We start from the raw sequence: 26,783 nt of genomic DNA, 5'->3' as shown, positions 1-26,783 counted from the left end.
GGCGGTCCGCAGACTGGGGCCGTCGTCGGCTGAGGCCGGGTGGGCCCGCTGGGGCTGTCCGGCGGTCGGGGTCGGTCAGCCGACTAGGGCATGGCCGTCTTGGTCGGGCGGGCGCGCAGCGCCTCCAGGTAGTCGGCCGGGGCGCCGGCCTTCGCGGCGGCGTTGGCGATCTCGGCGAGGTACCAGGCGGTGGGCAGGCCGCCCTCGTAGCCGTTGAAGACGTACACCCAGGCGGTCTCTTCGCCGTCCAGGGTGGCCACCCGCAGGTGCAGCTTGCGGTAGGTGCCGGCCAGCGCGCCCTCGACCTCGTCGAGCTGCTTCTCGTCGTTGGGGTGCACGTCGTAGAGCGCCACGAAGACGCGGTCGCCCGGCGACTCGACGATCGTCGTGACGGAGCCTTCCCAGCCGAGCACGTCCTCCCCGGCGAAGGTCAGCCGCCAGCCTTCGAGCCAGCCGGTCCCGATCATCGGCGAGTACGGACAGTAGGCCCGCATGCGGGCAGGGTCCAGGTTCGAGCCATACGCGGCGTAATGACGCACGGCGATGACGATAGACCCGACCGGGTGCGCGAGAGAATACTGCGGTGCGTGTCGGATTCGGATCCACTCGTCGGCGCGGCCTACACCGTTCGGATGGGGTGAGGCCGGGGTGGGGTCCGACCGGCTGGGCGGGACGAGGGAGAATGGGTTGCGGATAGCCGAGAAGGGGTGGCTGGCGTGGGCCGGATCGTGATCATCGGAGGTGGCCCGGCGGGCTACGAGGCGGCGCTCGTAGCGGCGCAGCTGGATGCCCAGGTCACCGTGATCGAGGCCGAAGGGGCCGGTGGGGCGTGCGTGCTGCACGACTGCGTGCCCTCGAAGACGTTCATCGCCAGCTCGTCGGTGGTCACGGCGCACCTCGACACCGAGGTGTTCGGGGTGATCGGGCCTGCCGGGCCCGACGTGCGGGTGGACGGGCCGGCGGTGCACCAGCGGGTCAAGCGGCTCGCGCACGCCCAGTCCGGCGACATTCACGCCAAACTGGTCAAGGCCGGCGTCGAGTTCGTCACGGGCACTGCGCGCCTCGGCGAGGATACGCTCGGTCACACTCACGCGGTCCAGGTGACCCCGGCCGACGGTGACGCTCCGTATGTGATTGCCGCCTCGACGGTGTTGATCGCCACCGGCGCGACGCCCCGCGTGCTGTCGACGGCGGCCCCGGACGGCGAGCGAATCCTGGACTGGCGCCAGGTGTACGACCTGCCGAAGCTCCCCGAGAAGCTCATCGTGGTCGGCTCGGGCGTGACCGGGGCCGAGTTCGCCTCGGCGTACCTGGCCATGGGCGTCGACGTGACCCTCGTCTCCAGCCGCGACCGGGTCATGCCGCACGAGGACCCCGACGCCGCCATGGCGATCGAGCGGGTCTTCCGCGCCCGCGGCATGACGATCCTCAACAACTCCCGGGCCGCCGCCGCCCGCCGCACCGCCGACGGCGTCGTGGTCGAGCTGGCCGACGGGCGGTCGGTGGAGGGCTCCCACGTGCTGATGTGCGTGGGTTCGGTACCGCAGACCAAGGCCCTGGGCCTCACCGAGTACGGCGTCGAGGTGGCCCCCGGCGGCTACGTGACGGTGGACCGGGTCTCGCGCACGAACGTGCCCGGCATCTACGCCGCCGGCGACTGCACCGGCCTGCTGCCGCTGGCCAGCGTGGCCGCCATGCAGGGCCGCATCGCGATGTGGCACGCGCTGGGCGAGGCCGTGGCCCCGCTGAAGCTGCGCACCGTGGCCGCCAACGTCTTCACCGACCCGGAGCTCGCCTCGGTCGGCATCACCCAGTCCGACATCGACAGCGGCCGCGTCCCGGCCCGCGCCGTGATGCTGCCCCTGGCCGGCAACGCCCGCGCCAAGATGGACGGCCTGGACGACGGCTTCGTCAAGATCTTCTGCCGCCCGGCCTCCGGCCTCGTCGTCGGCGGCGTGGTGGTCGCCCCGAAGGCCAGCGAGCTCATCATGCCGATCGCGATGGCGGTGGAGAACCACCTGAGCGTCGACCAGCTGGCCCACACCATCACGATCTACCCGTCGATCTCCGGCTCGGTCGCCGAGGCCGCCCGCCAGCTCATGCAGCACGAGGAGGACTGACCCGCCGCCGGCGGCCCGGTCCACGCAGGTGAGGCCGTCCGATGGTGGGAACGCGGAGAGCGCGGAAAAGCGGGCTGCTTGCCGCGTCGCCTCACCGGGCGGGCGGCGGGCAGCCGGACCTGGGTGCGGAAGCCCCCTTGGGGCCGTGCGATGGTGGGAACGGGGAGAGCGCGGAAAAGCGGGCTGCTTGCCGCGTCGCCTCACCGGGCGGGCGGCGGGCGGCCGGACCTGGGTGCGGAAGCCCCCTTGAGGCCGTCCGATGGTGGGAACGGGGAGAGCGCGGAAAAGCGGGCTGCTTGCCGCGTCGCCTCACCGGGCGGGCGGCGGGCAGCCGGACCTGCGTGCGGAAGCCCCCTTGAGGCCGTCCGATGGCGGGAACGCGGAGAGCGCGGAAAAGCGGGCTGCTTGCCGCGTCGCCTCACCGGGCGGGCGGCGGGCAGCCGGACCTGCGTGCGGAAGCCCCCTTGAGGCCGTCCGATGGTGGGAACGCGGAGAGCGCGGAAAGCGGGTTGCTTGCCGCGCAGCCTCACCGGGCGGGCGGCCGGACCTGCGTGCGGAAGCTCCCCTCGCGGCCTGAGCGGCGGTCGCCGGTCCACGCCTCGAAGTTCGGGGCGAACCGCTACGTCTGGCACGAAAAATCGTGATAAGTCCGAAATATCCGGCGCCCCGGCGCCGGATATTTCGTAAACGTGCCGGTCAGGGGATCTCGTGGAAGATGTCCCGCGCGTAGTCGGCGACGGCCGCGCGCGTCACCGTGGCCTCGATGGGCAGGGACTCCAGGCAGCGGCGCAGCGCCTCGGTCAGCAGCGGCCGGGGCACCCGCATCGACACGGTCGAGTGCGGAATCCACTCGCCCGGCGTGTAGAGCGGCAGCGACGCCATACCGGCCGCGGTCAGCAGCCCGTGAACGTGAGCCTGGTGGGCGACCAGCTCCGGAGTCGGTGCCGGGCCGAGGAAGACCACGCGGCCGACGAAGACCCCCGCGTACTGGAAGTTGATCCGCAACGGCTCGGCCACCCGCACGCCGGCGAGGGCCTCGGCGACCGCGTGCGGGTCGAGCTGCCGGGCCACGGCCAGGGTCACGTGCGGGCGGTGCCGGCCGTCATGCGGGGTGCGCAGCGACTGGACCCCCAGCTCCTCCAGCTGGTCCCACAGCACCCGGATGCGCCGGGAGGAGCGCTCGTCGAGGTACATCTCGACCGAAGCGACCATCAGCGGGCCTTCTGGCAGCGGGGACACCAGTAGGCGTTGCGGGCGTTCAGCTGCGCCGTGCGCACCGGGGTGGCGCAGACCAGGCACGGCTGCCCGGTGCGGCGGTACACGTAGACCTCGCCACCGTGCCGGTCGACGCGCGGCGGGCGGCCCATCGCCTCCGGGGTGTGGGCGCTGTGGACGGTGTCGATGCGGCCCTCGGCCACCCCGGCCCGCATCAGGACCCGCAGGTCCTGCCAGATCTCGTTCCACTTGCGCCGGCTCAGCTTCGTGCCCGGCGTGGTCGGCGGCAGGCCCGCCCGGAACAGGGACTCGGTCACGTAGATGAGCCCGGCCCCGGCGACCACGGACTGGTCCATGAGCAGGGCCATGAGCGGGCGGCTGGAGTCCTTGATGATGCGGTACGCCGACCCGCCGTCGCTGCCGTCGTCCAGCGGGTCGGGGCCGAGGCGGGCGCGCAGGGCATCCAGCTGGGCCGGGTCGAGCGGCTCGCAGGCGGCCGGGCCGCGCAGGTCGAGCCAGTGCTCGCCGTTGGCCATCCGCATGCGGATCTCGCCGACGGGGGCCGGGGGCTGGCCGTCGCCGTCGGAGAACTTGCCGTACAGACCCAGATGGACGTGGATCGTCGGGCCGTCCTCGTAGTGGTGGAACAGGTGCTTGCCGTGGGCGGAGGTGTCCTCCAGCACGCGCCCGTCCACGCGCAGCGCGTCGGCGGCGAAGCGGCCCTGCGGGCTGGAGACCGCGACCGGACGGCCCGCGAAGAGCTTGCGGTGGCGCTCGGCGAGGCGGTGGATGGTGTGACCTTCGGGCACCGGGCATTTATACCCGGCGGCCCGGCGCGGCGCCGCGCTATTCTTGCGGGCGTGAGTCGCAGCGCACTGTCCACGACGACGCCGGGCCTTCCCCGGCGGCGCTGATCGACGTCAGCATTCTTCGCTCCGGGGCGTTGCGCTCCGGAGCTTTTTTGTGGCCCCCGACGCGCGCTCCGCCAAGTCAAGGAGTCCGTCATGCAGGACCACCGAAAGCTCGGCCGCGAGCTCGAGCTCTTCCACTCCGACCCGCTCGTCGGCGCCGGGCTGCCGATCTGGCTGCCCCGGGGCGCGGCGGCGCGGCGGGCGGTCGAGGAGTACCTGCTCGATCTCGAGCGCCGGCACGGCTACCAGCACGTGTACTCCCCGCCCCTGGCCAAGGCGGAGATGTACTACCGGTCCGGCCATCTGCCGCACTACGCCGACGACATGTTCCCGCCGATGGCCCTCGGCGACGACGACGTCTTCGTGCTCAGGCCCAGCCTGTGCCCGCACCACGCGGCCGTGTTCGCCGCCCGCGGGCGCTCCTACCGCGAGCTGCCGCTGCGCGTCGGCGAGATCGGCGGGCAGTACCGCGCCGAGCGCTCCGGCGTGCTCGGTGGCCTCTCCCGGGTGCGGGCCATCTCGCTCAACGACGGCCACGTCTTCTGCGCCGAGGACCAGGTCGAGGCCGAGATCCTGGCCGCGCTGCGGGTCATGCAGGAGGCGCACGCGGCGCTGGGGTTCGAGCCCGCGTCGTGGCGGCTCTCGCTGCGCGGGGAGGGGCCGAAGTACGTCGACGACCCGCCGATGTGGGCCCGCGCGACCGCCGTGCTGCGCGGCGCACTGGAGGCGGCCGGCGTCGCGTACGTGGAGGCCGAGGGCGAGGCCGCGTTCTACGGCCCGAAGGTCGACATCCAGCTGCGCGACTACGCCGGCCGGGAGAGCACCCTCGCCACCGTCCAGGTCGACTACTTCATGCCGGCCCGCTTCGACCTGTCCTATGTGGACGCCGACGGGTCCCGGCGCCGCCCGGTCATGGTGCACCGCAGCGCGGCCGGGAGCATGGAGCGGCTGTTCGCGCACCTGATCGAGGTGCACGACGGGGCGTTCCCGGCCTGGTTCGCGCCCGTGCAGGTGGAGGTGCTCCCGGTCGGCGAGGCCTCCGGGCGGGCCTTCGCCGACGAGTGCCGCGCGATCGGGCTCCGGGTGCAGGAGTCGTACTCCGGGAGCCTCGCCGCGCGCATCCGCGAGGCGTCGCTGCGCCGGGTGCCGTTCGTGGCCGTCCTGGGGGCGAACGAGCTGGCCTCCGGCTCCGTCTCCCTGCGCTCGCGGGACGGCTCGGTCTCGTCGCTGCCGGTCGCCTCCGCGCTGGCATTGCTGGAATCCGCCTGCGGCAGCCCTAAACGTCCGGTCGCGGAAGGCTCGTCTGTCCCCGTGTGAGTGTCCTTCGTGTTCTCGGCGCGGGGCTCGCGGTGCTCTGCCTGGCCGCGTGCTCCGCGCCCCCCGCGGATGCGTTTCCGGAAGCGCCGGCGGCGTCCGCGTCCGCGTCTCTGGAAGCGCCGTCGGCGTCCGCCTCCCGTCCGGCCATGACGGCCGCCATCCCGCCGATCACCTACCCCGCGGCCGGGCACGGCGGCTACGAGTACGCGCCCACCGGCGGGCCGGTCGCCGGGGCCGCCGGGCAGCTGCTGGCGTACCGCATCGCGGTGGAGCAGGACATCGCCGGGATCTCGGCCGCCGGGTTCGCCGACGCGGTCGAGGCCGTCTTCGCCGACCCGCGCAGCTGGCCGGGGACGGGGCAGTGGCGACTGCGGCGGGCCGGGGCGGGGGAGCGCTTCGACTTCACCATCTACCTGGCCACCCCGGCGACCCGGGACGTGCTCTGCCACAGCTCCTACGACCGGTACACGAGCTGCCGCAACGGCGACAGCGTCGTCGTCAACGTGGCCCGCTGGGTCCGCGGGGTGCCCGAATACGGTGCCGATCTGGTGACGTATCGGCAGTACGTCATCAATCACGAGACCGGGCATCGGCTCTATCACGGCCATGAGCTGTGCCCCGGCCCCGGCCGCCCGGCGCCCGTGATGCAGCAGCAGACCCTCGGCCTGCACAGCTGCGTGGCCAACGCCTGGCCGATCGTCGACGGCAGGGCGTACGCCGGCCGCTCGGGCCAGTACGACGACCCAACTCCGCGCGACCCGTAAACGCTCCGGCCCTCGCCTCTCGTCTAGGCGATTGGGATCGTCCGCGCGATGGGGAGGCCTATGAGTGGCGTCGAGTTCACCGAGTTCGTGCTCGGCCGGTCGCCGGCGCTGCTGCGCTTCGCGTACCTGCTGACCGGCGACCGCCACCTGGCCGAGGACCTGACCCAGGAGGGCCTGGTGCGGGCGCATCGGCGGTGGTCGGGCATCGTCAGCGCGGAGGGGCCGGAGCCGTACGTGCGCAAGGCCATCCTGCGGCAGTACCTCACCTGGCGCCGGCGCCGCTCGTTCGCCGAACGGCCGGTCGCCGATCCGCCCGACGCCGTCGCCGCCGACGCCACCGGCCGCGTCGACGAGACCGACGCGATGTGGTCCCTGCTCGCCACCCTGCCGCGCTCCCAGCGCGCCGTCATGGTCCTGCGGTACTACGAGGACCTCCCCGACGCGGAGATCGCCCGCCTGCTGGGCTGCTCCGCCTCGACCGTTCGAGTCCACGCGTTCCACGCCCTGCAGAAGCTCCGGGCGGCCCTGGCCACGACCAGGGACCCCGCCCCCGCGCCGGGAGGCAAGCCATGAACACCGACGACATCGAGGACCGGCTCCGCGAGGCCCTGCGGATGCACGCCGCCGAGGCGCCGCCCGGCGCCGCCATGCTCTCCACCGTCACCACCGAGTCGGCCCGCCGCGGCCGCCGGACCCTTCTCACGTCCGTCTCCACCGGCGCCGCCGTGCTGGTCAGCCTGGGTCTGGCGCTGCCCTTCGCGCTGCGCTCCGGCGATCCCCACGACGGCGTCGTCGCCGCCCCTCCGGCCGTCGCGGCCTCGCCGTCGGCCGCCCCCGCGCTCGTTCCCGCGACGGTGCCCGCCGCGATCACGTTCCCGTTCACGCCCTCCGCGGCCTACGGCGCCCCGACGGTCATGCTCGCCGGCGGCCACCCGACGGCCTTGCAGCGGCTGAAGGACGGCACCGCCGCCCTGACTCTGCTGGACGCCGACCCCGCCGCCCCGACCTCGAAGGCGGTCGCCACCCAGTCCAAGGTCCAAGGCCGGCCGGCGACCCTCTACGAGTGGCGCTACTCGGACGACGATCCCGGCGTGCCGTACACGGACCTGCAGCGCACGCTGGTCTGGCAGCCCACCCCCACGACGTGGCTGACCCTGCGGATGAACCCGGCGCCGCCGGAGTCCGACCTGGTGGCGTACGCCGACGCCGTGCAGCCGGGCGCGCTGTCCTCCCCGTCCCCGTTCGCGTTCGGCCTCATGCCCGCCGGCTGGACCGTCGACAACATCTCGGCCGCGGCGGTGACGTTCTGTCCTCCCGGGGTAGAGCCGGACGAGGCCTACGACAACAAGATCGCCATCATGCTCGACGAGTCGCCCGCCACCGAGCCGCCCGCCGGGGACGTGCCCGCCGCCCGGGTGAAGGTCGGCGAGCGCACCGCCTGGCTGACGACGACCTCGGAGGTGCAGTTCCTGCGCGTTCCGACCGGCGACGGCCACTCGCTGCTGCTGCAGGTCGCCCCGAAGGCGTCGCTGCCGCAGGACGAGCTGCTCCGCTTCGCGGCGGCGATCACGGTGACGCGGGCCGCCGAGGTGAGCCGGGGCTGAGGCGGGCTACTCCGGGCCGGAGGCTCGGGTCAGGGATCGGATGATTCGGGCCAGATCGCCCCGAAGCCACATATATCTGCATACGATCATTTCGTGCTGGTAGTAACGACTGAGGGCCTCCCCGGGTACGAGATCACGCACGTACTCGGAGAGGTGCTGGGGGTGGTGCCCACCTCGCGAAACCCGTTCGCCGCGGGGATCAGATCCACGGAGGGCGGCCCGGGCCAGGACATGTCGCAATTCCTGGTGCAGACCCGCTCCCGCGCGGTGGGGCAGATGGTGCAGGCCGCGGAGAACCGCGGCGCCAATGCCATCGTCGGCATGCGCTTCGACCACCGCGACGTGACCAACACGTGGGTGGAGCTGTGCGCGTACGGCACCGCGGTGGTCGCCGTCCCCGTCAACGCCCGGACCGGCGCCCACGCGGCGGCCTGACCGGCCGGCCGACGGCGGCTACTTGATCTCGGCGACGACCGTCCCCGCCGAGACGACCTCGCCCACCTGGGCGGCCAGGGACGTGACCTTGCCCGACTTGTGGGCGTTCAGGGGCTGCTCCATCTTCATGGCCTCCAGCACCACGATCAGGTCGCCCTCGTTGACCTCGTCGCCCTCCGCCACGGCGATCTTCACGATGGTGCCCTGCATGGGGCTGGTCAGGGCGTCACCGCCGGCCGCGGCCGACTGCTTCTTGGCCGCGCTGCGCTTCTTCGCGGGGGCGGGAGCGGCGGCGGACGAAGCCGAGGACAGGCCGGCCGGGAGGGTCACCTCCAGGCGCTTGCCCGCCACCTCGACCACCACCGTCGTGCGCGGGTCCGGGTCGGACAGGGCGCCCGCCGGGGCCGTGAACGGCGGGACGTCGTTGGTCCACTCCGTCTCGATCCAGCGGGTGTGGACCCGGAAGGGGGCGTCGGTGAAGGACGGGTCGCGGACGACCTTGCGGTGGAAGGGCAGGGCGGTGGCCATGCCGTCCACGACCATCTCGTCGAGGGCGCGGCGGGCGCGCTCCAGGGCCTGCTCCCGGGTCTCGCCGGTGACGATGAGCTTGGCCAGCAGGGAGTCGAAGTTGCCGCCGATCACGCTGCCGGACTCGATGCCCGTGTCCACCCGGACGCCGGGGCCCGTCGGGAGGGTCAGCACCGTCACCGCGCCGGGGGCCGGGAGGAAGTTGCGGCCCGGGTCCTCGCCGTTGATGCGGAACTCGATGGAGTGCCCGCGCGGGGTGGGGTCGGCGTCGAAGCGCAGCTTCTCGCCGTCGGCCACGCGGAACTGCTCGCGGACCAGGTCGATGCCGGTGGTCTCCTCGCTCACCGGGTGCTCCACCTGGAGGCGGGTGTTGACCTCGAGGAAGGAGATGGTGCCGTCGTTGCCGACGAGGTACTCCACCGTGCCGGCGCCGTGATAGCCGGCCTCGCGGCAGATGGCCTTGGCCGACTCGTGGATCTGGCTGCGCTGGGCGTCCGTGAGGAAGGGTGCGGGGGCCTCCTCGACCAGCTTCTGGTGGCGCCGCTGCAGGGAGCAGTCCCGGGTGCCCACGACGATGACGTTGCCGTGCTGGTCGGCCAGGACCTGGGCCTCGACGTGGCGGGGCTTGTCCAGGTAGCGCTCCACGAAGCATTCGCCGCGGCCGAAGGCGGCCACGGCCTCCCGCGTCGCGGACTCGAACAGGGCCGGGATCTCCTCCAGGGTGCGGGCGACCTTCAGGCCGCGGCCGCCGCCGCCGAAGGCGGCCTTGATGGCCACCGGGAGCCCGTGTTCCTCCGCGAAGGCGACGATCTCCGCGGCGTCGGCGACCGGCTCCGGCGTGCCGGGGACCAGCGGGGCGCCGGCACGCTGGGCGATGTGGCGGGCCGTCACCTTGTCGCCGAGGTCGCGGATGGCCTGCGGGGTCGGGCCGATCCAGGTCAGCCCGGCATCCATGACGGCCTGGGCGAAGTCGGCGTTCTCCGACAGGAAGCCGTAGCCCGGGTGTACGGCGTCCGCGCCCGACTTCGCCGCGGCGTCGATCAGCTTGTCGATGCGCAGGTAGGAGTCGGCGGCCGTGTCGCCGCCGAGGGCGTAGGACTCGTCGGCGAGGCGGGCGTGCAAGGCGTCGCGGTCCGAGTCGGCATAGACGGCCACGCTCGCCAGACCCGCGTCGCGGCAGGCCCGGATGACGCGGACGGCGATCTCGCCCCGGTTGGCGATGAGTACCTTGCGCACCTGAACGCTCCTTCGGTCGACCACTCCGGAGTCTATGCCCACCCTCTGAAGCCGTTCTTGCCAACAAAGTCACTCAACGTACTAGTCAAGTTTTCCTATTACGCTTGTGTCGTGTCCACTACGCGTCTTCTCATCCTCGGCCTGATCTCCTACCTGCAGCCGGTGCACGGGTACGACATCCGCAGGGAACTGCTCAGCTGGCACGTCGAGAGCTGGGCCAACGTGCAGCCGGGGTCGATCTACCACGCCCTGCGCAAGATGTCCGAGGAGGGACTGCTCGCCGAGGTCGGCACCGAGCAGGTGAACAACCGGCCGGCCCGCACGCAGTACCGGCTGACGCCGGAGGGCACCGCGGAGTACCAGGCGATGCTGCGCAAGTACTGGTGGGAGTACCAGGAGCCGACCGACCCGTTCCTGGCGGCGTTCGCGTTCCTGCCGGAGCTGCCGCGGGCGGAGGCGGTGGGCGCGCTGCGGGCCCGGGCCCGGCTGCTCGAGGGCTGGAACGCAACCTATCGCGATAGTTCCGAGGAGTGGACGCAGTACAAGCCGCCGCACGTCGGCTGGCAGTTCGAGCTCACCATGGCCCGCTGCGAGGCGGAGGCCCGCTGGTGCCACGACATCGCCGCGCGGATCGAGGCCGGAGAGGGTTGGCACGTCAACGAGGAGGGCGACGGCACCAACGCGGAGGACTGGCGCAGGGCGATCCGGGCCGAGTACGGCGAGCCCGTCGACGACGAGGACGAGTAGTACGCGACATACTAAAACTTGACCGCCAAAACTATATCGCGTTATGGTCTCCCTGCTGATACACCAGACAGGGGAGACGGACATGATCGAGACGAGGGGGCTGCGGAAGTCCTTCCGCTCCCGCGCCGGTCGCGAGACGAAGGTCGTCGAGGCCGTGCGCGGCGTCGACCTCTCCGTCAAGGACGGGGAGATCTACGGGTTTCTCGGGCCGAACGGCGCCGGCAAGACCACCACGCTGCGCATGCTCGCCACGCTCATCACGCCCGACGGCGGTGAGGCCCGCATCGCCGGCGCCGACCTGCTCAAGGACCCGGGCGAGGTGCGCCGCCGCATCGGCTACGTCGCCCAGGGCGGCAGCACCTGGGACGAGAGCACCGCGCGCGAGGAACTGGTGCTCCAGGCGCGGTACTACGGCATCTCGAAGTCCGACGCGCAGCGCCGGGCGGTCCGGGCGCTGGACGCGTTCCAGCTGACGGAGTACGCGGACCGGCGCTGCAAGACGTACTCGGGCGGCCAGCGCCGCCGGGTCGACATCGCGCTCGGCATCATCCACGACCCCAAGGTCGTCTTCCTGGACGAGCCGACCACCGGGCTCGACCCGCAGAGCCGCGCCCACATGTGGGACGAGGTGCGCCGGCTGCGCGAGGAGGGGATGACCGTCTTCATCACCACCCACTACCTCGACGAGGCCGACGCGCTGTGCGACCGGATCGCGATCATGGACCACGGCGAGATCGTCACCGAGGGCACCGTGGACGCGCTCAAGCGCGAGGTCGCCGGGGACGTGGTCACGGTCGGCGTCAACGGGAGCCTGGAGACGGCCGAGGGGCTGCTGACCAACCAGGACTACGTGAGCAACATCGAGCGGGTCGAAGGGCGTCTGCGGCTGTACGTCACGGACGGCGCCACCGCGATCCCGCACATCCTGCGCCTGCTCGACCACGCGGGCGTGACGCTCGGCGAGATGGAGCTGCACCGGCCGAGCCTCGACGACGTGTTCCTCACCAAGACCGGCCGTTCCCTGAGGGAGAGCTGAGCGATGAAATTCTTCCGCGATACCTGGCTGGTCTTCCAGCGCCAGATGCAGCTCATGCTGCGCAACCCGGTCTGGCTGATCGTCGGGATCATCCAGCCGCTGTTCTACCTCCTGCTGTTCGCCCCGCTGCTCAAGCCGGCCCTGGGCGTGAGCTCCAACGCCGACGCCTACAAGCTCTTCGTGCCGGGCCTGCTGGTGCTGCTGGCGATGTTCGGCTCGCTGTTCACCGGCTTCGGGCTCATCGCCGAGCTGCGGGCCGGGGTCATCGAGCGCAGCCGGGTCACGCCGGTCAGCCGGTTCGCCCTGCTGGTCGGGCGCTCGCTGCGCGACGTCGTGTCGCTGCTGTTCCAGGCGCTGCTCATCGTGCTCATCGCGGTCGCCTTCGGGCTGAAGGTCAACGTGCTGGACATGCTGGCCGCGTTCGCCCTCATGGCCGTGATCTCGCTGATGCTGTCGGCGTTCTCCTACGCGATCTCGCTGAAGCTGCGCAGCGAGGACGCGCTGGCGCCGCTGCTGAACACCATCTCGCAGCCGCTGCTGCTGACCGCCGGCATCCTGCTGCCGCTGACCTTCGCGCCGAAGTGGCTGAAGACCGTCTCCGACTGGAACCCGTTCTCCTGGGCCGTCGACGGGGTGCGCGCGCTCTTCGACGGCCACCCCGGCGCGGACTCGGTGTGGCAGGCCGCGGTGGTCATCGGCGGTTTGACGGTGGTCACCGTGGTCTGGGCGTCCCGGGCCTTCGCCAAGGGCGTCCGGTAACGACCGTCACTGGAACGGCCCCTTCCGCTACGGGAGGGGCCGTGACAGCGTGCGGGGGTGCCGAGACTCGTTCGTGACCGCCTCACCTGGGTGATGTACGTCCAGCTGGCCCTCTGGGTGTACTTCCTCTACGGTTTCGGGCCGGTCGCGCCGCTCCTGCGCGACGAGTTCCACGTCAGCCGGACCCTCACGAGCCTGCACGGCACCGCGTTCGCCGCCGGGGGCGTGTTCGGCGGCGCGGTCCTGCCGATGCTGACCCGCCGGCTCGGCCGCCACCGGCTCATCTGGGGCGGGCTGGGGCTGGTCTGTCTCGCCGCGATCGGCATGTTCGCGGCCCACCACATCGCGCTGACCCTCGCCTGCGCGCTGCTGGGCAGCCTGGGCGGCTCGATGGCGGTCAACGCGATCAACGCGGCGATCACCGACCACCACGGCACCGCCGCGCCCGCCGCCATCAGCGAGGCCAACGCGGCCGCGGCCGGGGTCGGGGTGATCGCGCCGCTGATCGTCGGCGCGACCTTCGCGGCCGGGTGGGGCTGGCGCTCCGGGCTCGTCCTGGTCGTCCTGCCGGTGCTGGCCGTGGCCTGGTACGCCCGCACGGCGGCGGTCCGCCCGCCGGAGCCGGCCCGCCCGAACGGCGCGCACGCGCCGCACCGGCCGCTGCCGCGGACCTTCCCGCTGGCGCTGGCCAGCCTCTTCGCCACCGGCTCGATCGAGATCTGCCTGACCCTGTGGGGCAGCGACGTGCTGCGCGACCACGCCCACGTCTCGGCCGGCGTGGCCACCGCCGCGGTCTCGACGCTGATCGCCGGCATGGTGCTCGGCCGGCTGCTGGGCAGCCGGCTGGTGCTGCTCTTCCGGCCGACCCGGACGCTGCTGGCCGCGCTCGCGGTGACGCTCGCCGGGTTCGCGCTCTTCTGGGTCGCGACCCAGGCGGCGTTGGCGATGGCCGGGCTGGTCGTGGCCGGGCTGGGGATGGGGCTGCACTACCCGCTCGGGATCGGCCTGGCGCTGGCCCACTCCGACGGCCAGCCGGACCTGGCCGCGGCCCGAGCGTCGTTCGCGGTCGGCATCGCGTTCGCCGTCGCGCCGTTCGCGCTCGGCGCGCTCGCCGACCGGGTCGGGCCGCACTCGGCCTTCCTCCTGGTGCCCGCCTTCGCGCTCCTGTCCGCCCTGGCGATCGCCCGGCTGGACCGCCTGACCCTGGCCCCGCGGGCCGGGTGAGCGTCGTCGGGCTGGGGCGCAGGCTCTTGGCACCGTGGGCCTGGCAGGGAGGGCCGCCAGGCCCGACCGACTCGCCCAGTCTGGCTCGATAGGGCTTCGCTGCGATCGACCCAGACCGGGCGCTGACGGCAGCAACGGTCCCTGGTTGCACGGACCGGAGTCCCGAAATTGCTCTTACAAGCGTCTGGCGATGGTCAGTCCGTCGGCGATGGGCAGCAGCACGGACTCGACCCGCGGGTCCTCCAGCACGCTGCGGTTGAAGGCGACCATGGCGACCGTGCCCGCGTCGTCCGGCGAGGGGTCCACCACGTGCCCGTGGCGCAGCACGTTGTCGATCAGGATCAGGCCGCCCGGGCGCATGCGCGGGACGAGCAGCTCCCAGTACCTGGGGTAGCCGGTCTTGTCGGCGTCGATGAACGCGAGGTCCAGGTGCGGCTCGCCGGGCAGCTGGGCCAGGGTCTCGGCGGCCGGGCCGAGGCGCAGCTCGATGCGGTCGGTCAGCCCGGCCCGCGCCCAGTAGCGCCGCGCGATGCCGGTGTACTCCTCCGACACGTCGAGGCAGGTCAGCCGCCCGCCCTCGGCCAGGCCGCGGGCGATCGCGATCGAGGAGAGGCCGGTGAACGTGCCGATCTCCAGCGCCTGCCGGGCGCCGGCGATGCGGGTCAGCAGCGTCATGAACGCCGCCTGCTCCGGTGCGATCTGCATGCCGGCCTCGCCGGGCAGGACGCGGGCCGTCTCCTCGATGAGGTCCCGCACGATCTCGTCGGGCGTGCTGCCGTTGGCCACGACGTAGTCGCGCAGCTGCTCGGTCAGCACGAGCGTCTGTCTCGTCATGGGTCCATCCTGCCGCGCGTCCACAGCGACGTGATGGGAACGCCGAGGCGCGCCAGCAGCAGCCGCAGCGTCGGCACCGAGAGGCCGACCACGTTCGTGTGGTCGCCCTCGATGCCGGCCACGAACGCGCCGCCCAGCCCGTCGATGGTGAACGCGCCGGCCACCTCGAGCGGCTCGCCCGAGGCCACGTAGGCGGCGATCTCGTCGTCGTCGGGCTCGGCGAAGTGCACGGTCGTGGCCACGACGGCCTCGGCGGCCTCGCCGGTCGCGACGTCGATCAGGCAGTGGCCGGTGTGCAGCACGCCGGAGCGGCCGCGCATCGCCTTCCAGCGCGCGGTGGCCTCGCCGGCGCTGCCCGGCTTGCCGAGGATCTCGCCGTCGAACGCGAGGACCGAGTCGCAGCCGAGGACGAGCGCGTCGGTGGTGGTGACGGAGGCGAGCACGGCCCGGGCCTTGAGGGCGGCGAGCGTGCCGGCCAGGGTCGCCGCGTCGCCCGCCTCGATCACCGACTCGTCGACGCCGCTGACGACGACCTGGGGATCGATGCCGGCGTGGGTGAGCAGGCGGCGCCGGGCGGGGCTGGCGGAGGCGAGGATGAAGGTTCTCACGCGACGCAACGTTAGCGAATGGTCCGTACCATCAGCGCGTGCGCAAGCTCTGGGCGGAGTTCAAGGCCATCGCCATCGGGGGCTCGGTCCTCGACCTGGCGCTCGGCTTCATCATCGGCACGGCGTTCGCGACCCTGGTCCAGTCCTTCGTGACCAACCTGTTCCTGCAGCTGGTCGCGGCCGTGGTGGGCGAGCCGGACTTCAAGAACCTGGCCGTCACGATCCACCACACGCCGATCAAGTACGGCCAGTTCCTCAACGACATGCTGCAGTTCGCGCTGCTGGCGGCGGGCCTGTTCGTGGTGATCAAGCTGATGACGCTGATCGGCGTGGAGCGGGGCCGCTCGCTGGAGTCGCGCCCCTGCCCCTACTGCCTGGACCGCATCCCGTCCGGCGCGCTGACCTGCCGCTCCTGCGGTCAGCAGCTGGTCGCCGACCTGCCCGGCCCGGAGGAGGCGGAGCGGCTGCAGCGCGAGCGCGAGGCCCGCAAGTGGCCGACGCTGCCGCCGATCACGATCCCGCGACGGCGCGCCAGTGCCGGGGACGACCCGGACGAGCGCTCCGCGCCCAGCGCGAGCGCGGTGCCACCGGAGCCGGAGGCGTCGGCGCGAGACTGAAGAGGGCGCCCACGATCGCCGCCACCTCTTCGGCGGTCGGCGTGCCGCGCACCACCCGGAACAGCGGCTCTTCCGACATGTCAGCCTCCCGCACATGTTCGCGAAACGTTGCCGTCCTGCGAGCATACGCACACCCTGGCAGCGCATACTCGACTGGAACGGGAGTCGATGGCGAATTGGGGGGCGCATTGACAAACGTCCGAGTTCGTCCAATATGCGCTCTAATATCGATACTCTTCGCTTCCGTGCTCGCGGCCGGCGCCACTCCCGCCTTCGCGCGGGAGGGCGAGCAGCCGGCGTCCGTATCCGCCTCGCTGCACTACCAGATCACCTTCGTGGCCCGGGCCTGCCAGAACTACCAGAGCGTCATGGGCAACCGGGTGCGCGACGACCATGCCGAGAACGCGGCGCCGGTCGGCATCGACAGCGCCTACCGCGACGGCGAGGAGGTCGACCCGGCGGTCGAGGCGGCCAACTCGTCCGGCTGCGCGGCGCTCAACGGCTGGCAGTTCGCCCTGGGCAGCGGCCAGGAGAAGAAGGGCGCGCTGTCGAACGTCACCACGGCGGCGACCGGCTCCGGGCCGACCGCCGCCGCTGTGCCGCTGCTGGACCGCACCGGCAACAAGACCGGCAAGACCATCGACGGCGCGGTCACCGTCGTGCTCACCGACGAGCAGGCCAAGCTGGCCGCCCGCCACCAGCTGTGGGCACAGGGCGGCACCCCCGGCGACCCGCTGATGTCGGGGGCGCAGTCGGGCCAGGCCGGCTACGGCTTCGGCGCGCTGCGCTGCGCGCTGGACGGGCACAGCGGCGGCAACGTGCAGTGGATCGGCTTCCCCAGCGGCGCCCGGCACGTCTTCTGCTTCGCCTACTACGTCAAGGGCGCCCAGCCCACCGGGACGCTCGTCGTGCGGGCCCGCACCACCCGAGCGCCCGGCTACCCGCAGCTCTTCGCCTTCGACGCGAGCCCCAGCTACGCCGCCGACCACCGGGTCGTGGTGGACACCGCGACCGACGCCACGTTCGTGCGCAGCTCCGGCGGCCGGCCCGGCACGGTCGTGGCCCACCCGCCGGCCGGCTGGACGCTCGCCGACCTCGGCTGCGCCAAGAGCGGCGCCGGGCAGAGCCTGACCACCACCGACGTGCCGAGCGGCCAGGCCACGGTCACGCTGGCCCCCGGCGAGACGGTCACGTGCACGTTCACCTTCGACCCGCCGCCGTCCCCGGCCGGGATGACGCTGCGGCTGTACTCCGACAGCCCCGGCGGCGCCTGGAGCCTCGCGGTCGCCGACCCGGCCGGCGGCTCGCCCCGCCAGCTCAGCGCGACCGCCGCGGGCGACGGCTCGGCGGCCGTGGCGACCGGGTCCGACCTGAGCCTGCTGCTCCCGGGGGCGTACGCGGTGACGCTGACCCCACCGGCCGGCGACGCCGCGGCCTGGAAGCTCGCCGGCGCCGGCTGCGGTGACAAGGAGCTCAAGCCCGACAACATGACCGTCACGGTCACCGTCACCACCGACGCCCCGGCCGACTGCGCGCTGCGGGTCAGCCGCAAGGCCGGCGCGCTGGAGCTGCGCGGGGTCACCGTCGGCGGCACCGGGGCCGCGTCCTTCGCGGTCACACCGCGCACCCAGGGCGTGCCCGGCTGGTCCGGGGTGGCGACCACGACCGGGCTCGGGATCGCGGCGCTGGCCCAGGGGGACGTGCCCGGCGCGCTGCCGTTCGGGGAGTACCTGGTCACCCCGGTGCCGCCGGTCTCCACCGTGGACGGCAGCTGGCGGCTGAGCTCCTTCGCCTGCGACCCGGGGGAGGCGCAGGACATGCCGAACGTGGGGGCCGACGTGGTACCGCTGAGCGCCGGCGCCGCGTCCGCGAAGTGCACGGCCACGTACATCTTCGAGCCGGCCCGCCAGCTGCAGGTCACGGTGCGCTTCGCCGGCAACGTCGGCGGGCGGGCCGGTGCCGTCGTGCTCGACATCGACTGCGAGGACGGCTCGACCGGCCGGGTGGTGCTCGCCGCCGACGACAACGGCGAGGCCCAGCTGCCCACGCCGCTGGGCTTCCTGGGCCCGACGAAGTGCACGGTGCAGCAGCCCGTGGCGCCGGCCGCCAAGGGTGCCGAGGTCGACGTCGTCGCGATCGTCGATCCTGCGCCGGGCGGGCCCCGCCTCACCATGCCGGGCGTGGTCGACATCGGGGCCGACAACGCGGCGGCCGACACGCAGGAGTACGCCGTCACCGTGACAGTGACGTTCACCACCGCCGACACGGGCCCGACCCAGCAGAAGGTCCTCGATACCTTCCGGGTCCTGCCGGTTGCCCTCATCGGCGCCGGCCTGGTCGGTATCGGCCTGCTCATCCTCTTGATCATGGTGCTTCGCTCGCGCGCGGACTGACGCACGATCTTCACCGAATCCGGGGTTTTTCGCAGGTGCGCGGGTTCGGTAACTTTCTTGGTGATGACGCAGCCCAAGGCACTGATCGCCGAGCGCTACCGATTGATCGAGTCGCTCGGCGCGGGTGGCATGGGCCGGGTGTGGCTCGCCCGCGACGAGGTGCTGCGCCGGGACGTGGCCGTCAAGGAGGTCATCCCGCCGGAGAGCCTGACCCAGCAGGAGCGCGACGAGCTGCGGCTGCGCACCCTGCGCGAGGCCCGCGCGGCGGCCCGCCTCAACGACGCCAACGTCGTGCGGATCTACGACGTCGTGCACACCGAGCAGACGCCGTGGATCGTCATGGAGTACGTCCCGTCGCGCTCGCTGCACCAGGTGATCACCGACGACGGGCCGCTGCCGCCCGAGCGGGTGGCACGCATCGGCCTGGCCGTCCTCGGCGCCCTCAAGGCCGCGCACGCCGCCGGCGTGCTGCACCGCGACGTCAAGCCGGGCAACGTCCTGCTGGCCGACACGGGAAGGGTCGTCCTCACCGACTTCGGGCTGGCCGTCTTCGAGGGCGGGGACGGGGCCGTCACGCGGCCGGGGCTGATCCTCGGCTCGCCGCAGTACATCTCGCCGGAGCGGGCCCGCGAGGGCACCTCCGGGCCGGAGTCGGACATGTGGTCGCTAGGGGCCACGCTGTACGCCGCCGTCGAGGGGCGGTCGCCGTATGCGCGCTCGACGACGTACGCCACCCTGACCGCCCTGGCCACCGAGGAGCCCGACCCGCCGGTCCGGGCCGGCGTGCTGAAGCCGGTCCTGAACGCGCTGCTGCGCAAGGACCCGAAGGCCCGGGCCGGCGTGGCCGAGACCGAGCGGCTGCTGGAGCGGGCCGCCGCGGGGGAGGGCCGCGGCTGGTCGTGGTCGATGCCGCCGCTGCCGCGCCCCCGCCGGTCCCGGGAGGGGCACTCCCGCGGCTCCCTGCGCAACGTCCCCCTCGGCCCGGTCGCCCCGGTGAGCGCCGCGCCGGCCGCCGCCTCCGACCTCTCGCCCGAGGCCATCGCCAGCCTGCCGGGCGCCTCCCCGCGCATCGAGTACCCGGGCCGGCCCACGGGCAGCGCCGCCGTTGACCCGGGCGCCTCCCCGCGCATCGAGTACCCGGGCCGGCCCACGGGCAGCGCCGCCGTTGACCCGGCCGCCGACTCCGATCTGGTCGCGCTGAACTCCGTCGACGACGGGCTGGACCGGACCGTCCCCCCGGCGCAGCGCTGGCGCTGGATCGCCGCCGTGGTGGCCGTGCTCGGCCTGGTGGTGGCGGCCGCGCTGTTCCTGTCGAGCTCGGACCCCGCCCCGCCCCCGGACCGCGTGTCCCAGGAGGCGTCGCCGGCGCCTTCCGTCCCCGCGTCGATCGCGCCGTCGGCGAGCGCGACCCCGTCCCCGGTGGTGCAGGGCTCGATCGGCCGGGACGTGGTCCAGCTACCGCCGGGCTACGAGTGGGTGGAGAACAAGGAGTGGGGCTGGCGGGTCGGCCTGCCGATCGGCTGGTATCCGGTCCCGCACGAGACCTCTCCGTCGATGATCTACTACGTCAGCAACACGGACCCGCGCATGCGCGTCGGCTTCGACACGACGCTCACCCCGCCGCTGGGCGACCCGAAGGCGGACTGGGCGGACCAGGAGCGCACCCGGAAGTCCAAGCTGGCCAACTACGTCCGCATCCACATCGAGGACGTGAACGGCTACCTGGGCGCGTGCGCGGACTGGCAGTGGTACTACGACTCGTCCCAGGGCCACATGCGCGTGTCGAACCTGGGCTGCCGCATCCGCCCCAACCTGGGCCACGCCATCTACTGGGAGTGCCCCGCCGACATGTGGGACTCCGCGCCGGTCCAGCAGATCTACGGCATCATCAAGGTCTCGTTCCAGCCCCGGCCCGCCTGACGCGAAGGCGCCGGCGGGCGGGGCCGGGCCGCCTACAGGGGAATGTTGCCGTGCTTCTTCGGGGGCAGGGTCTCGCGCTTGGTGCGCAGCAGGCGCAGCGCCCGCACGATCTCGACGCGGGTCGTCGACGGCGGGATCACGCCGTCCACGTAGCCCCGCTCGGCCGCGACGTACGGGTTGGCCAGCGTGTCCTCGTACTCCTGCACGAGCTCGGCGCGCAGGGTGGCCGGGTCGGAGGCCTCGCGCAGCTCCTGGCGGTACAGGATGTTCACCGCGCCCTGGGCGCCCATCACGGCGATCTGAGCGGTCGGCCAGGCGAAGTTGAGGTCGGCGCCCAGGTGCTTGGAGCCCATGACGTCGTACGCGCCGCCGTAGGCCTTGCGGGTGATGACCGTGACCTTCGGTACCGTCGCCTCGGCGTAGGCGTAGATCAGCTTGGCGCCGCGGCGGATGATGCCGTCCCACTCCTGGCTGGCGCCCGGCAGGAAGCCCGGGACATCGACGAAGGTCAGGATCGGGATGTTGAAGGCGTCGCAGGTGCGCACGAAGCGGGCCGCCTTCTCCGAGGCGTCGATGTCCAGGCAGCCCGCGAAGTGCATCGGCTGGTTGGCCACGACGCCGACCGGGTGGCCCTCGACGCGGCCGAAGCCGACGAGGATGTTCTGCGCGAAGAGGGGCTGTACCTCGAGAAAGTCCTCGACGATCGACTCGATGACCGTGTGCATGTCGTACGGCTGGTTCGCCGAGTCCGGGATGACGGAGTCGAGCGCCCGGTCCTCGTCGGTGACCTCCAGGTCGGCCGGCGCGGGCACGACCGGGGCGTCGTCCATGTTGTTGGCCGGCAGGTAGGACAGCAGCGCGCGCACGTAGTCGATGGCGTCGTCCTCGTCGGCGGCGAGGTAGTGCGCGTTGCCCGACTTGGTGTTGTGCGTGCGGGCGCCGCCGAGCTCCTCGAACTCGATGTCCTCGCCGGTGACGGTCTTGATGACGTCGGGGCCGGTGATGAACATGTGCGAGGTCTGGTCGACCATCACGGTGAAGTCGGTGACGGCGGGGGAGTACACGGCGCCGCCGGCGCAGGGGCCCATGATCAGCGAGATCTGGGGGATGACGCCCGACGCGCGGACGTTGCGGAAGAAGATCTCGCCGTACAGGCCCAGGGAGACGACGCCCTCCTGGATGCGCGCGCCGCCCGAGTCGTTGATGCCCACGATCGGGCAGCCGATCTTCATGGCGAGGTCCATGACCTTGACGATCTTCTCGCCGAAGACCTCGCCGAGGCTGCCGCCGAAGACCGTGAAGTCCTGGGCGAACACGCAGATCTGGCGGCCCTCCACGGTGCCGTATCCGGTGACGACGCCGTCGCCGTACGGCCGCGTCTTCTCCAGCCCGAAATTGGTGGACCGGTGCCTCGCCAGTTCGTCGAGCTCGACGAACGAGCCGGGATCGAGCAGCAGTTCGATCCGCTCGCGGGCGGTCTTCTTGCCGCGCGCGTGCTGTTTCTCGACGGCGCGGGCCGAACCCGCGTGGACCGCTTCTTCGGTGCGGCGGTCCAGATCGGCGAGTTTTCCGGACGTCGTGTGGATGTCAGCCCCGACACCAGTCTGCTCAATCGTCACCCTCGGCATCCTATTCGCGTCGGCATAGGGTCGACCTGTGAACATTTCCACCGGCGCGTACTCCGACCTCGATCGCCCTCCGCTGCGGGAGGCGGCCCTGCGCAGGGCCCTGGTCGTCCCCGGCGGGTTCTGGACCGACCTGCGCGTGGTCCCGGAGACGGGTTCGACGAACGCCGATGTCGCGGCGGCGGCCCGGGAGGGGGCACCGGAGGGGCTCGTGATCGTCGCCGAGCGGCAGCGCTCCGGGCGCGGGCGGCTCGGCCGGCAGTGGGAGTCGCCGGCCCGGGCCGGGCTGGCGCTCAGCGTGCTGCTGCGCCCCGAGGTGCCGCCGAACCGGCTGGGCTGGCTGCCGCTGCTGGCCGGGGTGGCCCTGGCCGAGTCGGTGCGCCGGGTCGCCCGCATCGACGCCTACCTCAAGTGGCCGAACGACCTGTTGCTGCAGGGCGACCGCAAGACCGCCGGCATCCTGGCCGAGGCGGCCGACGGGGCCGTGGTCGTGGGCATCGGCCTCAACACCACCCTGCGCCAGGAGGAGCTGCCGCGCCCCGACGCCACGTCGCTGGCCCTGGCCGGGGCGGCCGTCAGCGACCGCGATCCGCTCCTGCGTGCCCTGCTGCGTTCCTTCGCCGAGTGGTACGCCAGGTTCCGCGACCACGCCGGCGACCCCGACGCCTCGGGCCTGCGCGAGGCGTACGTCTTCCACTGCGGCACCATCGGCCGCCGGGTCCGGGCCGAGCTGCCCGGCGGGCAGCAGCTGGAGGGCCTTGCGACCGGCATCGACGCCGACGGCCGGCTGCAGCTCGCCGACCGGTTCGAGAAGGTGCACACGATCGCCGCGGCCGATGTCGTGCACGCCAGGTTGGATACGTCCGGGTAGGCAATGCCGCCGGGTGGCATTCAGGGTCTAGCCTCACCTCCGACATATATGAACGAGGAGGGGTTGGCGTGGGGTTCCCGGAAAGCGTCCTGACTAAGGACGAGCAGGTGGTGTTGCACCTGCACCCCCACTGGAAGGCGCTGTTCCTGCCGGTGGTCTGGGCCGTTCTGGCCGTGGCCGCCGTGACGGTGGCGGCGATCTTCACAGGCTGGAGCGCGCTCGTCCTGCTGATCCTGGCCGGCGTCGCGGTCGTGGTAATGCTGGTGGTCACCGTGTGGCCGTGGATCAAGTGGAAGACCACCCACTACGTGTTCACGAACGAGCGGGTGATCATGCGTAGCGGCGTCTTCTCGCGCAGTGGCCGGGACATCCCGCTGGGGCGCATCAACGACGTGTCGTTCTCGCACTCGCTCTTCGAGCGGATGCTCGGGTGCGGCACGCTGACCATCGAGTCGGCCGGCGAGCGCGGGCAGGTGCAGCTCACCGACCTGCCGCACGTCGAGAAGACGCAGAGCGTGCTCTACGAGCTGGTCGACGCGGACCGGCAGAAGCACACCTTCGGCGACGACGACCGCGAGGCCCTCGTCCACGAGATCAAGAAGGACTGAACCGAAGCTTCCGGCCCCCGCGTCAGCGCTTCGCGGCGGGGGTCCCCAGCTCGTCGGCGTGCTTGCGCGGGGCCGGCGGCTCGGCGAAGGCCGCCTCCAGCGCCTCGATCTGCCGCTCGTCCGGGGTGACCGGCGCGTCGTCGGAGAAGGCCTCCTCGAGCTCCGCGATCTCGCTCTCCTCGCCGCTCGGGGTCTTGAAGACCCAGGTGCGGTACGCCCAGAAGCGGAACACCATCGCGAGCCCGATGCCGACGGCGTTGGCGATGTTGAAGGCCAGCCGGTCGCCCGGGTTGGCCTCGCTGAAGTGCAGCCCGTACTTGGCCACGGCCAGGACGGCCTCCTGGATCAGCAGCCCGACGCCGTTGAGGGCGAAGAACAGCACGTACTCCCGGCGGACGCTGGAGCGGTCGCTCTGCGCGTAGGTCCACTGCCGGTTGAGCACGTAGGAGACGGTCGTGGCCACGATCGCCGCAACGATCTTCGCCTTCAGCGGGCCGATGAACAGCAGCGCATTGACGAGGGCGAAGTCGATGATCGTGTTGATCCCGCCGACCGCCGCGAACTTGAACAGCTCGGTGGCCAGGGCGCGATACCGCTCTGGAACGTAACGGTCGCGGAGACTGCTGGCGAAGCGCACCTGCCAACCCTACGGTAAGCGACCAAGTCCCGCCCCTCCCCGAGGGCCGGATGCGCCCCAGGTCACCCTCCGCTCATGCCGACGTTCACCCGACGGTTCATCCCGTGGTCTCGGGCTCCGGGTGCTTGCGGAAGACGACGTATCGGTACGAAAGGAACCGGAACGTCGTGCCCAGGACCAGGCCGATCCCGTTCTTGGCGACGTTGTCGGCCAGCTGGGACGTGAACCCGAGCACGTAGTGGCTCAGCCACAGGCAGGCCAGGGCGATACCCAATCCGCAGAGGTTGAACAGGAAGTACAGAGCGTATTCACGGCGCAGGTCGGTGCGCGCGCGATCGCGCCACGTCCAGTAGCGGTTGCCCAGGAACGCGAGCGTCGCCGCGATCGCCATCGACACGGTGCCGGCGAGGAGCGGGGGCATGTGGTCGTACAGCAGATTGAAGACGGTGGTGTCGACGACAAACGTCGCGAGGCCGATGGTGCCGAACTTGCCCAGCTCGCGGACGAGCCCCTCGAAGCGGGCGTAAAGCCGGGACAGCAGCGACGGGTGCGGTGGCGACTCCAGATCGGTCACCTTCGTCAGGGTAGAGCACCTGGCCGATTGCGCAGTAATGCGCACAGCGCGAAAAGTTCGCGCGAATTCCTGCGTGCGGTCAGAAAGTTCTCCGGTGTTTGTGCAGGTTTTCACAATGTCTCGCGGTGCCGTGCTCGGGTGACCGGCATACGCTGAGAAAAATCGGCCGGAGAACGCACGACGCGCTTGCCCCATCGCGCGCCGCGCTGTCGCGCACCCTCCGGCTTCCCCGCGGCCCTGCTCGTTGTAACGGGTCGCCGAGGTCAACGCCGACCACGAGGAGTCACCGCATGTCTGCCCCGGTTACCGTGCCCGGCCTAGATCAGGCGCCGACCGCCCACCCCCGGCTGCTCGCCTGGGTCCGCGAGGTCGCCGAGCTCACCAGACCCGAGCGGGTGGTCTGGTGCGACGGCTCGGAGGAGGAGTGGCGCCGCGTCACCGACGAACTCGTCGACAGCGGGGCGCTCGTGCGCCTCGCCGCCCGCCCGAACTCGTTCTGGGCTCGCACCGACCCATCCGACGTGGCCCGCGTGGAGGAGCGCACGTTCATCTGCTCGGCCGACGAGGCCGACGCCGGGCCGACGAACAACTGGATGGCGCCGGAAGAGATGAAGCGGCGCATGACGGAGCTGTACGACGGCTGCATGCAGGGGCGGACGATGTACGTCATCCCCTTCTGCATGGGCCCGCTGACCGCCGAGAGCCCGATGTTCGGCGTGGAGCTCACCGACTCGCCGTACGTGGTCGCGTCCATGCGGATCATGACCCGGATGGGCACGGCCGTGCTGGACAAGATGGGCGCCGACGCGTCCTTCGTCCCCTGCCTGCACTCGGTTGGTGCACCCCTGCAGCACGGCGCCGAGGACGTTGCGTGGCCGTGCAGCGACACGAAGTACATCTCCCACTTCCCCGAGACCCGGGAGATCTGGAGCTACGGGTCCGGGTACGGCGGCAACTCCCTGCTCGGCAAGAAGTGCTACTCCCTGCGCATCGCGAGCGTCATGGGCCGCGACGAGGGCTGGCTGGCCGAGCACATGCTCATCCTGAAGCTCACCTCGCCGCAGGGCGTGGTCAAGTACGTCGCCGCCGCCTTCCCGAGCGCCTGCGGCAAGACCAACCTGGCGATGCTGGAGCCCACCATCCCCGGCTGGAAGGTCGAGACGCTCGGCGACGACATCGCCTGGATGCGCTTCGGCGAGGACGGCCGCCTCTACGCCGTGAACCCCGAGTTCGGCCTGTTCGGCGTGGCGCCCGGCACCGACTGGAAGACCAACCCCAACGCGATGCGCACGCTGGCCCGGGGCAACTCGGTGTTCACCAACGTGGCCCTCACCGACGACGGCGACATCTGGTGGGAGGGCATGGGCGAGCCGCCGGCTCACCTGACCGACTGGCGGGGCCGGGACTGGACGCCGGCGTCGGACGATCCGTCGTCGCACCCGAACTCGCGCTTCTGCACGCCGATCAGCCAGTGCCCGATCCTTGCCCCGGAGTACGACGACCCCCGCGGCGTGCCGATCGACGCCATCCTCTTCGGCGGCCGGCGCAAAACGACGATCCCGCTGGTCACCGAGGCCCGGGACTGGGTGCACGGCGTCTACCTCGGCGCCACGCTCTCCAGCGAGACGACGGCCGCGGCGGTCGGCCAGGTCGGCGTCGTGCGCCGCGACCCGATGGCGATGCTGCCCTTCATCGGCTACCACGCGGGCGACTACTTCGCGCACTGGATCGCGATGGGCAAGGGCATGGACGGCGACCCGTCGAAGCTGCCCCGCATCTTCTACGTGAACTGGTTCCGCCGCGGCGAGGACGGCCGCTTCCTGTGGCCGGGCTTCGGCGAGAACTCGCGGGTGCTGAAGTGGGTCGTCGAGCGGATCGAGGGCACGGCCGACGCCGTCGAGACCCCGATCGGGGCCGTTCCGGCGCCCGGCTCGCTCGACGTGTCCGGGCTCGATCTCGACGCCGAGGATCTGGCGGCGGTACTGCGGGTGGACCCGGACGAGTGGCGCGAGGAACTGCCCCAGATCGCGGCGTGGTTCGAAAAGTTCGGTGAGAAGTTGCCCGGCGTTCTCTGGGCCGAACTCGACGCGCTGCGGGCCCGCCTCGGCGCCGCCTGAGCCCCATAACCGCAGCTCGGCGGCCGGTCTGTCCACCGACCGGCCGCCTGCTGCGTTTACTGTTTCGGTACTGTCCGGTGCCC

At 72.0% G+C, this 26,783-nt stretch carries 24 protein-coding genes and 2 pseudogenes; 16 read left to right on the top strand and 10 right to left on the bottom strand.

Annotated elements, in window-relative coordinates; translation table 11 throughout:
- Positions 1-83: 83 nt before the first annotated feature.
- Entirely contained in the window at positions 84-539 is a 456-nt protein-coding gene (locus ABD352_RS33895) for a gamma-glutamylcyclotransferase family protein (RefSeq protein WP_344616602.1), read from the bottom strand.
- A 177-nt stretch (positions 540-716) separates the two neighbouring features.
- Between ABD352_RS33895 and ABD352_RS33890 the strand changes: the two genes are divergently transcribed.
- A complete protein-coding gene (locus ABD352_RS33890) occupies positions 717-2,120 on the top strand; it encodes an NAD(P)H-quinone dehydrogenase (protein WP_344616601.1) in 1,404 nt (467 codons plus the stop codon).
- Positions 2,121-2,816: 696 nt separating this feature from the next.
- On the opposite strand, the gene ABD352_RS33885 is transcribed toward ABD352_RS33890, so the two are convergent.
- On the bottom strand, positions 2,817-3,332 hold the full coding sequence (locus ABD352_RS33885) for a 2'-5' RNA ligase family protein (RefSeq protein ID WP_344616600.1): 516 nt from the start codon (positions 3,330-3,332) through the stop codon (positions 2,817-2,819).
- Positions 3,332-4,144, bottom strand: coding sequence for an Fpg/Nei family DNA glycosylase (locus tag ABD352_RS33880; protein WP_344616599.1), 813 nt, complete (start codon positions 4,142-4,144; stop codon positions 3,332-3,334). Before ABD352_RS33880 ends, ABD352_RS33885 begins: the two co-directional genes overlap by 1 nt.
- 183 nt (positions 4,145-4,327) lie before the next feature.
- Between ABD352_RS33880 and thrS the strand changes: the two are divergent.
- From thrS to ABD352_RS33855, 5 genes and pseudogenes are all read left to right on the top strand, one after another.
- A pseudogene (gene thrS / locus ABD352_RS33875) lies at positions 4,328-5,563 on the top strand (threonine--tRNA ligase); the annotation flags it as partial.
- A 146-nt stretch (positions 5,564-5,709) separates the two neighbouring features.
- Positions 5,710-6,327, top strand: coding sequence for a DUF3152 domain-containing protein (locus tag ABD352_RS33870; RefSeq protein ID WP_344616598.1), 618 nt, complete (start codon positions 5,710-5,712; stop codon positions 6,325-6,327).
- Positions 6,328-6,387: 60 nt separating this feature from the next.
- Positions 6,388-6,900: a SigE family RNA polymerase sigma factor gene (locus tag ABD352_RS33865; RefSeq protein WP_344616597.1), complete on the top strand. Its 513-nt coding sequence runs from the start codon at positions 6,388-6,390 to the stop codon at positions 6,898-6,900.
- Positions 6,897-7,931, top strand: coding sequence for a hypothetical protein (locus ABD352_RS33860; protein ID WP_344616596.1), 1,035 nt, complete (start codon positions 6,897-6,899; stop codon positions 7,929-7,931). Before ABD352_RS33865 ends, ABD352_RS33860 begins: the two co-directional genes overlap by 4 nt.
- Before the next feature lie 93 nt (positions 7,932-8,024).
- The gene (locus ABD352_RS33855; protein ID WP_344616595.1) at positions 8,025-8,366 is read left to right on the top strand and encodes a YbjQ family protein; all 342 of its coding nucleotides are present in this window, start codon (positions 8,025-8,027) and stop codon (positions 8,364-8,366) included.
- An 18-nt stretch (positions 8,367-8,384) separates the two neighbouring features.
- On the opposite strand, the gene ABD352_RS33850 is transcribed toward ABD352_RS33855, so the two are convergent.
- Entirely contained in the window at positions 8,385-10,130 is a 1,746-nt protein-coding gene (locus ABD352_RS33850) for an acetyl/propionyl/methylcrotonyl-CoA carboxylase subunit alpha (RefSeq protein WP_344616594.1), read from the bottom strand.
- A gap of 111 nt (positions 10,131-10,241) precedes the next feature.
- On the opposite strand from ABD352_RS33850, the gene ABD352_RS33845 reads away from it, so the two are divergent.
- The 4 genes from ABD352_RS33845 (at position 10,242) to ABD352_RS33830 (ending at position 13,896) form a co-directional block, all read left to right on the top strand.
- Positions 10,242-10,877, top strand: coding sequence for a PadR family transcriptional regulator (locus ABD352_RS33845; protein ID WP_344616593.1), 636 nt, complete (start codon positions 10,242-10,244; stop codon positions 10,875-10,877).
- A gap of 82 nt (positions 10,878-10,959) precedes the next feature.
- Complete coding sequence (locus tag ABD352_RS33840) at positions 10,960-11,913, top strand: ATP-binding cassette domain-containing protein (RefSeq protein ID WP_344616592.1); 954 nt, start codon at positions 10,960-10,962, stop codon at positions 11,911-11,913.
- A 3-nt stretch (positions 11,914-11,916) separates the two neighbouring features.
- Positions 11,917-12,672, top strand: coding sequence for an ABC transporter permease (locus ABD352_RS33835; protein WP_344616591.1), 756 nt, complete (start codon positions 11,917-11,919; stop codon positions 12,670-12,672).
- A gap of 57 nt (positions 12,673-12,729) precedes the next feature.
- Positions 12,730-13,896, top strand: a complete 1,167-nt coding sequence (locus tag ABD352_RS33830; protein WP_344616590.1) for an MFS transporter — start codon at positions 12,730-12,732, stop codon at positions 13,894-13,896.
- A 174-nt stretch (positions 13,897-14,070) separates the two neighbouring features.
- Here the strand turns inward: ABD352_RS33830 and ABD352_RS33825 are convergent, their stop codons facing one another.
- Positions 14,071-14,730, bottom strand: a complete 660-nt coding sequence (locus ABD352_RS33825) for an O-methyltransferase (protein ID WP_344616589.1) — start codon at positions 14,728-14,730, stop codon at positions 14,071-14,073.
- Positions 14,727-15,338, bottom strand: coding sequence for a Maf family protein (locus ABD352_RS33820; RefSeq protein WP_344616588.1), 612 nt, complete (start codon positions 15,336-15,338; stop codon positions 14,727-14,729). Before ABD352_RS33820 ends, ABD352_RS33825 begins: the two co-directional genes overlap by 4 nt.
- A gap of 38 nt (positions 15,339-15,376) precedes the next feature.
- Here ABD352_RS33820 and mscL point away from each other — a divergent pair.
- Positions 15,377-15,661, top strand: a pseudogene (mscL, locus tag ABD352_RS33815) (large conductance mechanosensitive channel protein MscL); the annotation flags it as partial.
- Between the two features lie 187 nt (positions 15,662-15,848).
- Here the strand turns inward: mscL and ABD352_RS33810 are convergent.
- Complete coding sequence (locus ABD352_RS33810) at positions 15,849-16,034, bottom strand: acyl-CoA carboxylase subunit epsilon (RefSeq protein ID WP_344616587.1); 186 nt, start codon at positions 16,032-16,034, stop codon at positions 15,849-15,851.
- A 166-nt stretch (positions 16,035-16,200) separates the two neighbouring features.
- Between ABD352_RS33810 and ABD352_RS33805 the strand changes: the two genes are divergently transcribed.
- Entirely contained in the window at positions 16,201-18,348 is a 2,148-nt protein-coding gene (locus tag ABD352_RS33805) for a prealbumin-like fold domain-containing protein (RefSeq protein ID WP_344616586.1), read from the top strand.
- A gap of 63 nt (positions 18,349-18,411) precedes the next feature.
- Positions 18,412-20,268 (top strand): serine/threonine-protein kinase, encoded by a 1,857-nt coding sequence (locus ABD352_RS33800; RefSeq protein ID WP_344616585.1) that lies wholly within the window; start codon positions 18,412-18,414, stop codon positions 20,266-20,268.
- A 32-nt stretch (positions 20,269-20,300) separates the two neighbouring features.
- Here ABD352_RS33800 and ABD352_RS33795 read toward each other — a convergent pair whose 3' ends face one another.
- The gene (locus ABD352_RS33795; protein ID WP_425553750.1) at positions 20,301-21,896 is read right to left on the bottom strand and encodes an acyl-CoA carboxylase subunit beta; all 1,596 of its coding nucleotides are present in this window, start codon (positions 21,894-21,896) and stop codon (positions 20,301-20,303) included.
- Positions 21,897-21,930: 34 nt separating this feature from the next.
- Here ABD352_RS33795 and ABD352_RS33790 point away from each other — a divergent pair, with 34 nt between their 5' ends.
- Both ABD352_RS33790 and ABD352_RS33785 read left to right on the top strand, forming a co-directional pair.
- Positions 21,931-22,764, top strand: coding sequence for a biotin--[acetyl-CoA-carboxylase] ligase (locus ABD352_RS33790; protein WP_344616627.1), 834 nt, complete (start codon positions 21,931-21,933; stop codon positions 22,762-22,764).
- A gap of 68 nt (positions 22,765-22,832) precedes the next feature.
- Positions 22,833-23,372 (top strand): PH domain-containing protein, encoded by a 540-nt coding sequence (locus ABD352_RS33785; protein WP_344616584.1) that lies wholly within the window; start codon positions 22,833-22,835, stop codon positions 23,370-23,372.
- Between the two features lie 22 nt (positions 23,373-23,394).
- Here the strand turns inward: ABD352_RS33785 and ABD352_RS33780 are convergent, their stop codons facing one another.
- Together ABD352_RS33780 and ABD352_RS33775 are read right to left on the bottom strand one after the other, a co-directional pair.
- Positions 23,395-24,009, bottom strand: coding sequence for a GtrA family protein (locus ABD352_RS33780; RefSeq protein ID WP_344616583.1), 615 nt, complete (start codon positions 24,007-24,009; stop codon positions 23,395-23,397).
- A 97-nt stretch (positions 24,010-24,106) separates the two neighbouring features.
- Entirely contained in the window at positions 24,107-24,583 is a 477-nt protein-coding gene (locus tag ABD352_RS33775) for a GtrA family protein (RefSeq protein ID WP_344616582.1), read from the bottom strand.
- A 290-nt stretch (positions 24,584-24,873) separates the two neighbouring features.
- Here ABD352_RS33775 and ABD352_RS33770 point away from each other — a divergent pair, with 290 nt between their 5' ends.
- A complete protein-coding gene (locus ABD352_RS33770; protein ID WP_344616581.1) occupies positions 24,874-26,700 on the top strand; it encodes a phosphoenolpyruvate carboxykinase (GTP) in 1,827 nt (608 codons plus the stop codon).
- The last annotated feature ends 83 nt before the right edge of the window (positions 26,701-26,783 follow it).

Source organism: Dactylosporangium salmoneum (assembly GCF_039532525.1).
GTDB classification, from domain to species: Bacteria; Actinomycetota; Actinomycetes; order Mycobacteriales; family Micromonosporaceae; genus Dactylosporangium; species Dactylosporangium salmoneum.
The sequence above is the reverse complement of the archived record's forward strand: the minus strand, read 5'-3'. Positions and strand labels throughout refer to the sequence as shown.

Bases quoted from the DNA above. Each gene is read 5' to 3' on its own strand.
- ABD352_RS33885 (WP_344616600.1), bottom strand. From the start codon at position 3,332: ATGGTCGCTTCGGTCGAGATGTACCTCGACGAGCGCTCCTCCCGGCGC.
- ABD352_RS33870 (WP_344616598.1), top strand. From the start codon at position 5,710: ATGACGGCCGCCATCCCGCCGATCACCTACCCCGCGGCCGGGCACGGC.
- ABD352_RS33865 (WP_344616597.1), top strand. From the start codon at position 6,388: ATGAGTGGCGTCGAGTTCACCGAGTTCGTGCTCGGCCGGTCGCCGGCG.
- ABD352_RS33860 (WP_344616596.1), top strand. From the start codon at position 6,897: ATGAACACCGACGACATCGAGGACCGGCTCCGCGAGGCCCTGCGGATG.
- ABD352_RS33840 (WP_344616592.1), top strand. From the start codon at position 10,960: ATGATCGAGACGAGGGGGCTGCGGAAGTCCTTCCGCTCCCGCGCCGGT.
- ABD352_RS33835 (WP_344616591.1), top strand. From the start codon at position 11,917: ATGAAATTCTTCCGCGATACCTGGCTGGTCTTCCAGCGCCAGATGCAG.
- ABD352_RS33825 (WP_344616589.1), bottom strand. From the start codon at position 14,730: ATGACGAGACAGACGCTCGTGCTGACCGAGCAGCTGCGCGACTACGTC.
- ABD352_RS33810 (WP_344616587.1), bottom strand. From the start codon at position 16,034: ATGTCGGAAGAGCCGCTGTTCCGGGTGGTGCGCGGCACGCCGACCGCC.
- ABD352_RS33800 (WP_344616585.1), top strand. From the start codon at position 18,412: ATGACGCAGCCCAAGGCACTGATCGCCGAGCGCTACCGATTGATCGAG.
- ABD352_RS33795 (WP_425553750.1), bottom strand. From the start codon at position 21,896: ATGCCGAGGGTGACGATTGAGCAGACTGGTGTCGGGGCTGACATCCAC.
- ABD352_RS33770 (WP_344616581.1), top strand. From the start codon at position 24,874: ATGTCTGCCCCGGTTACCGTGCCCGGCCTAGATCAGGCGCCGACCGCC.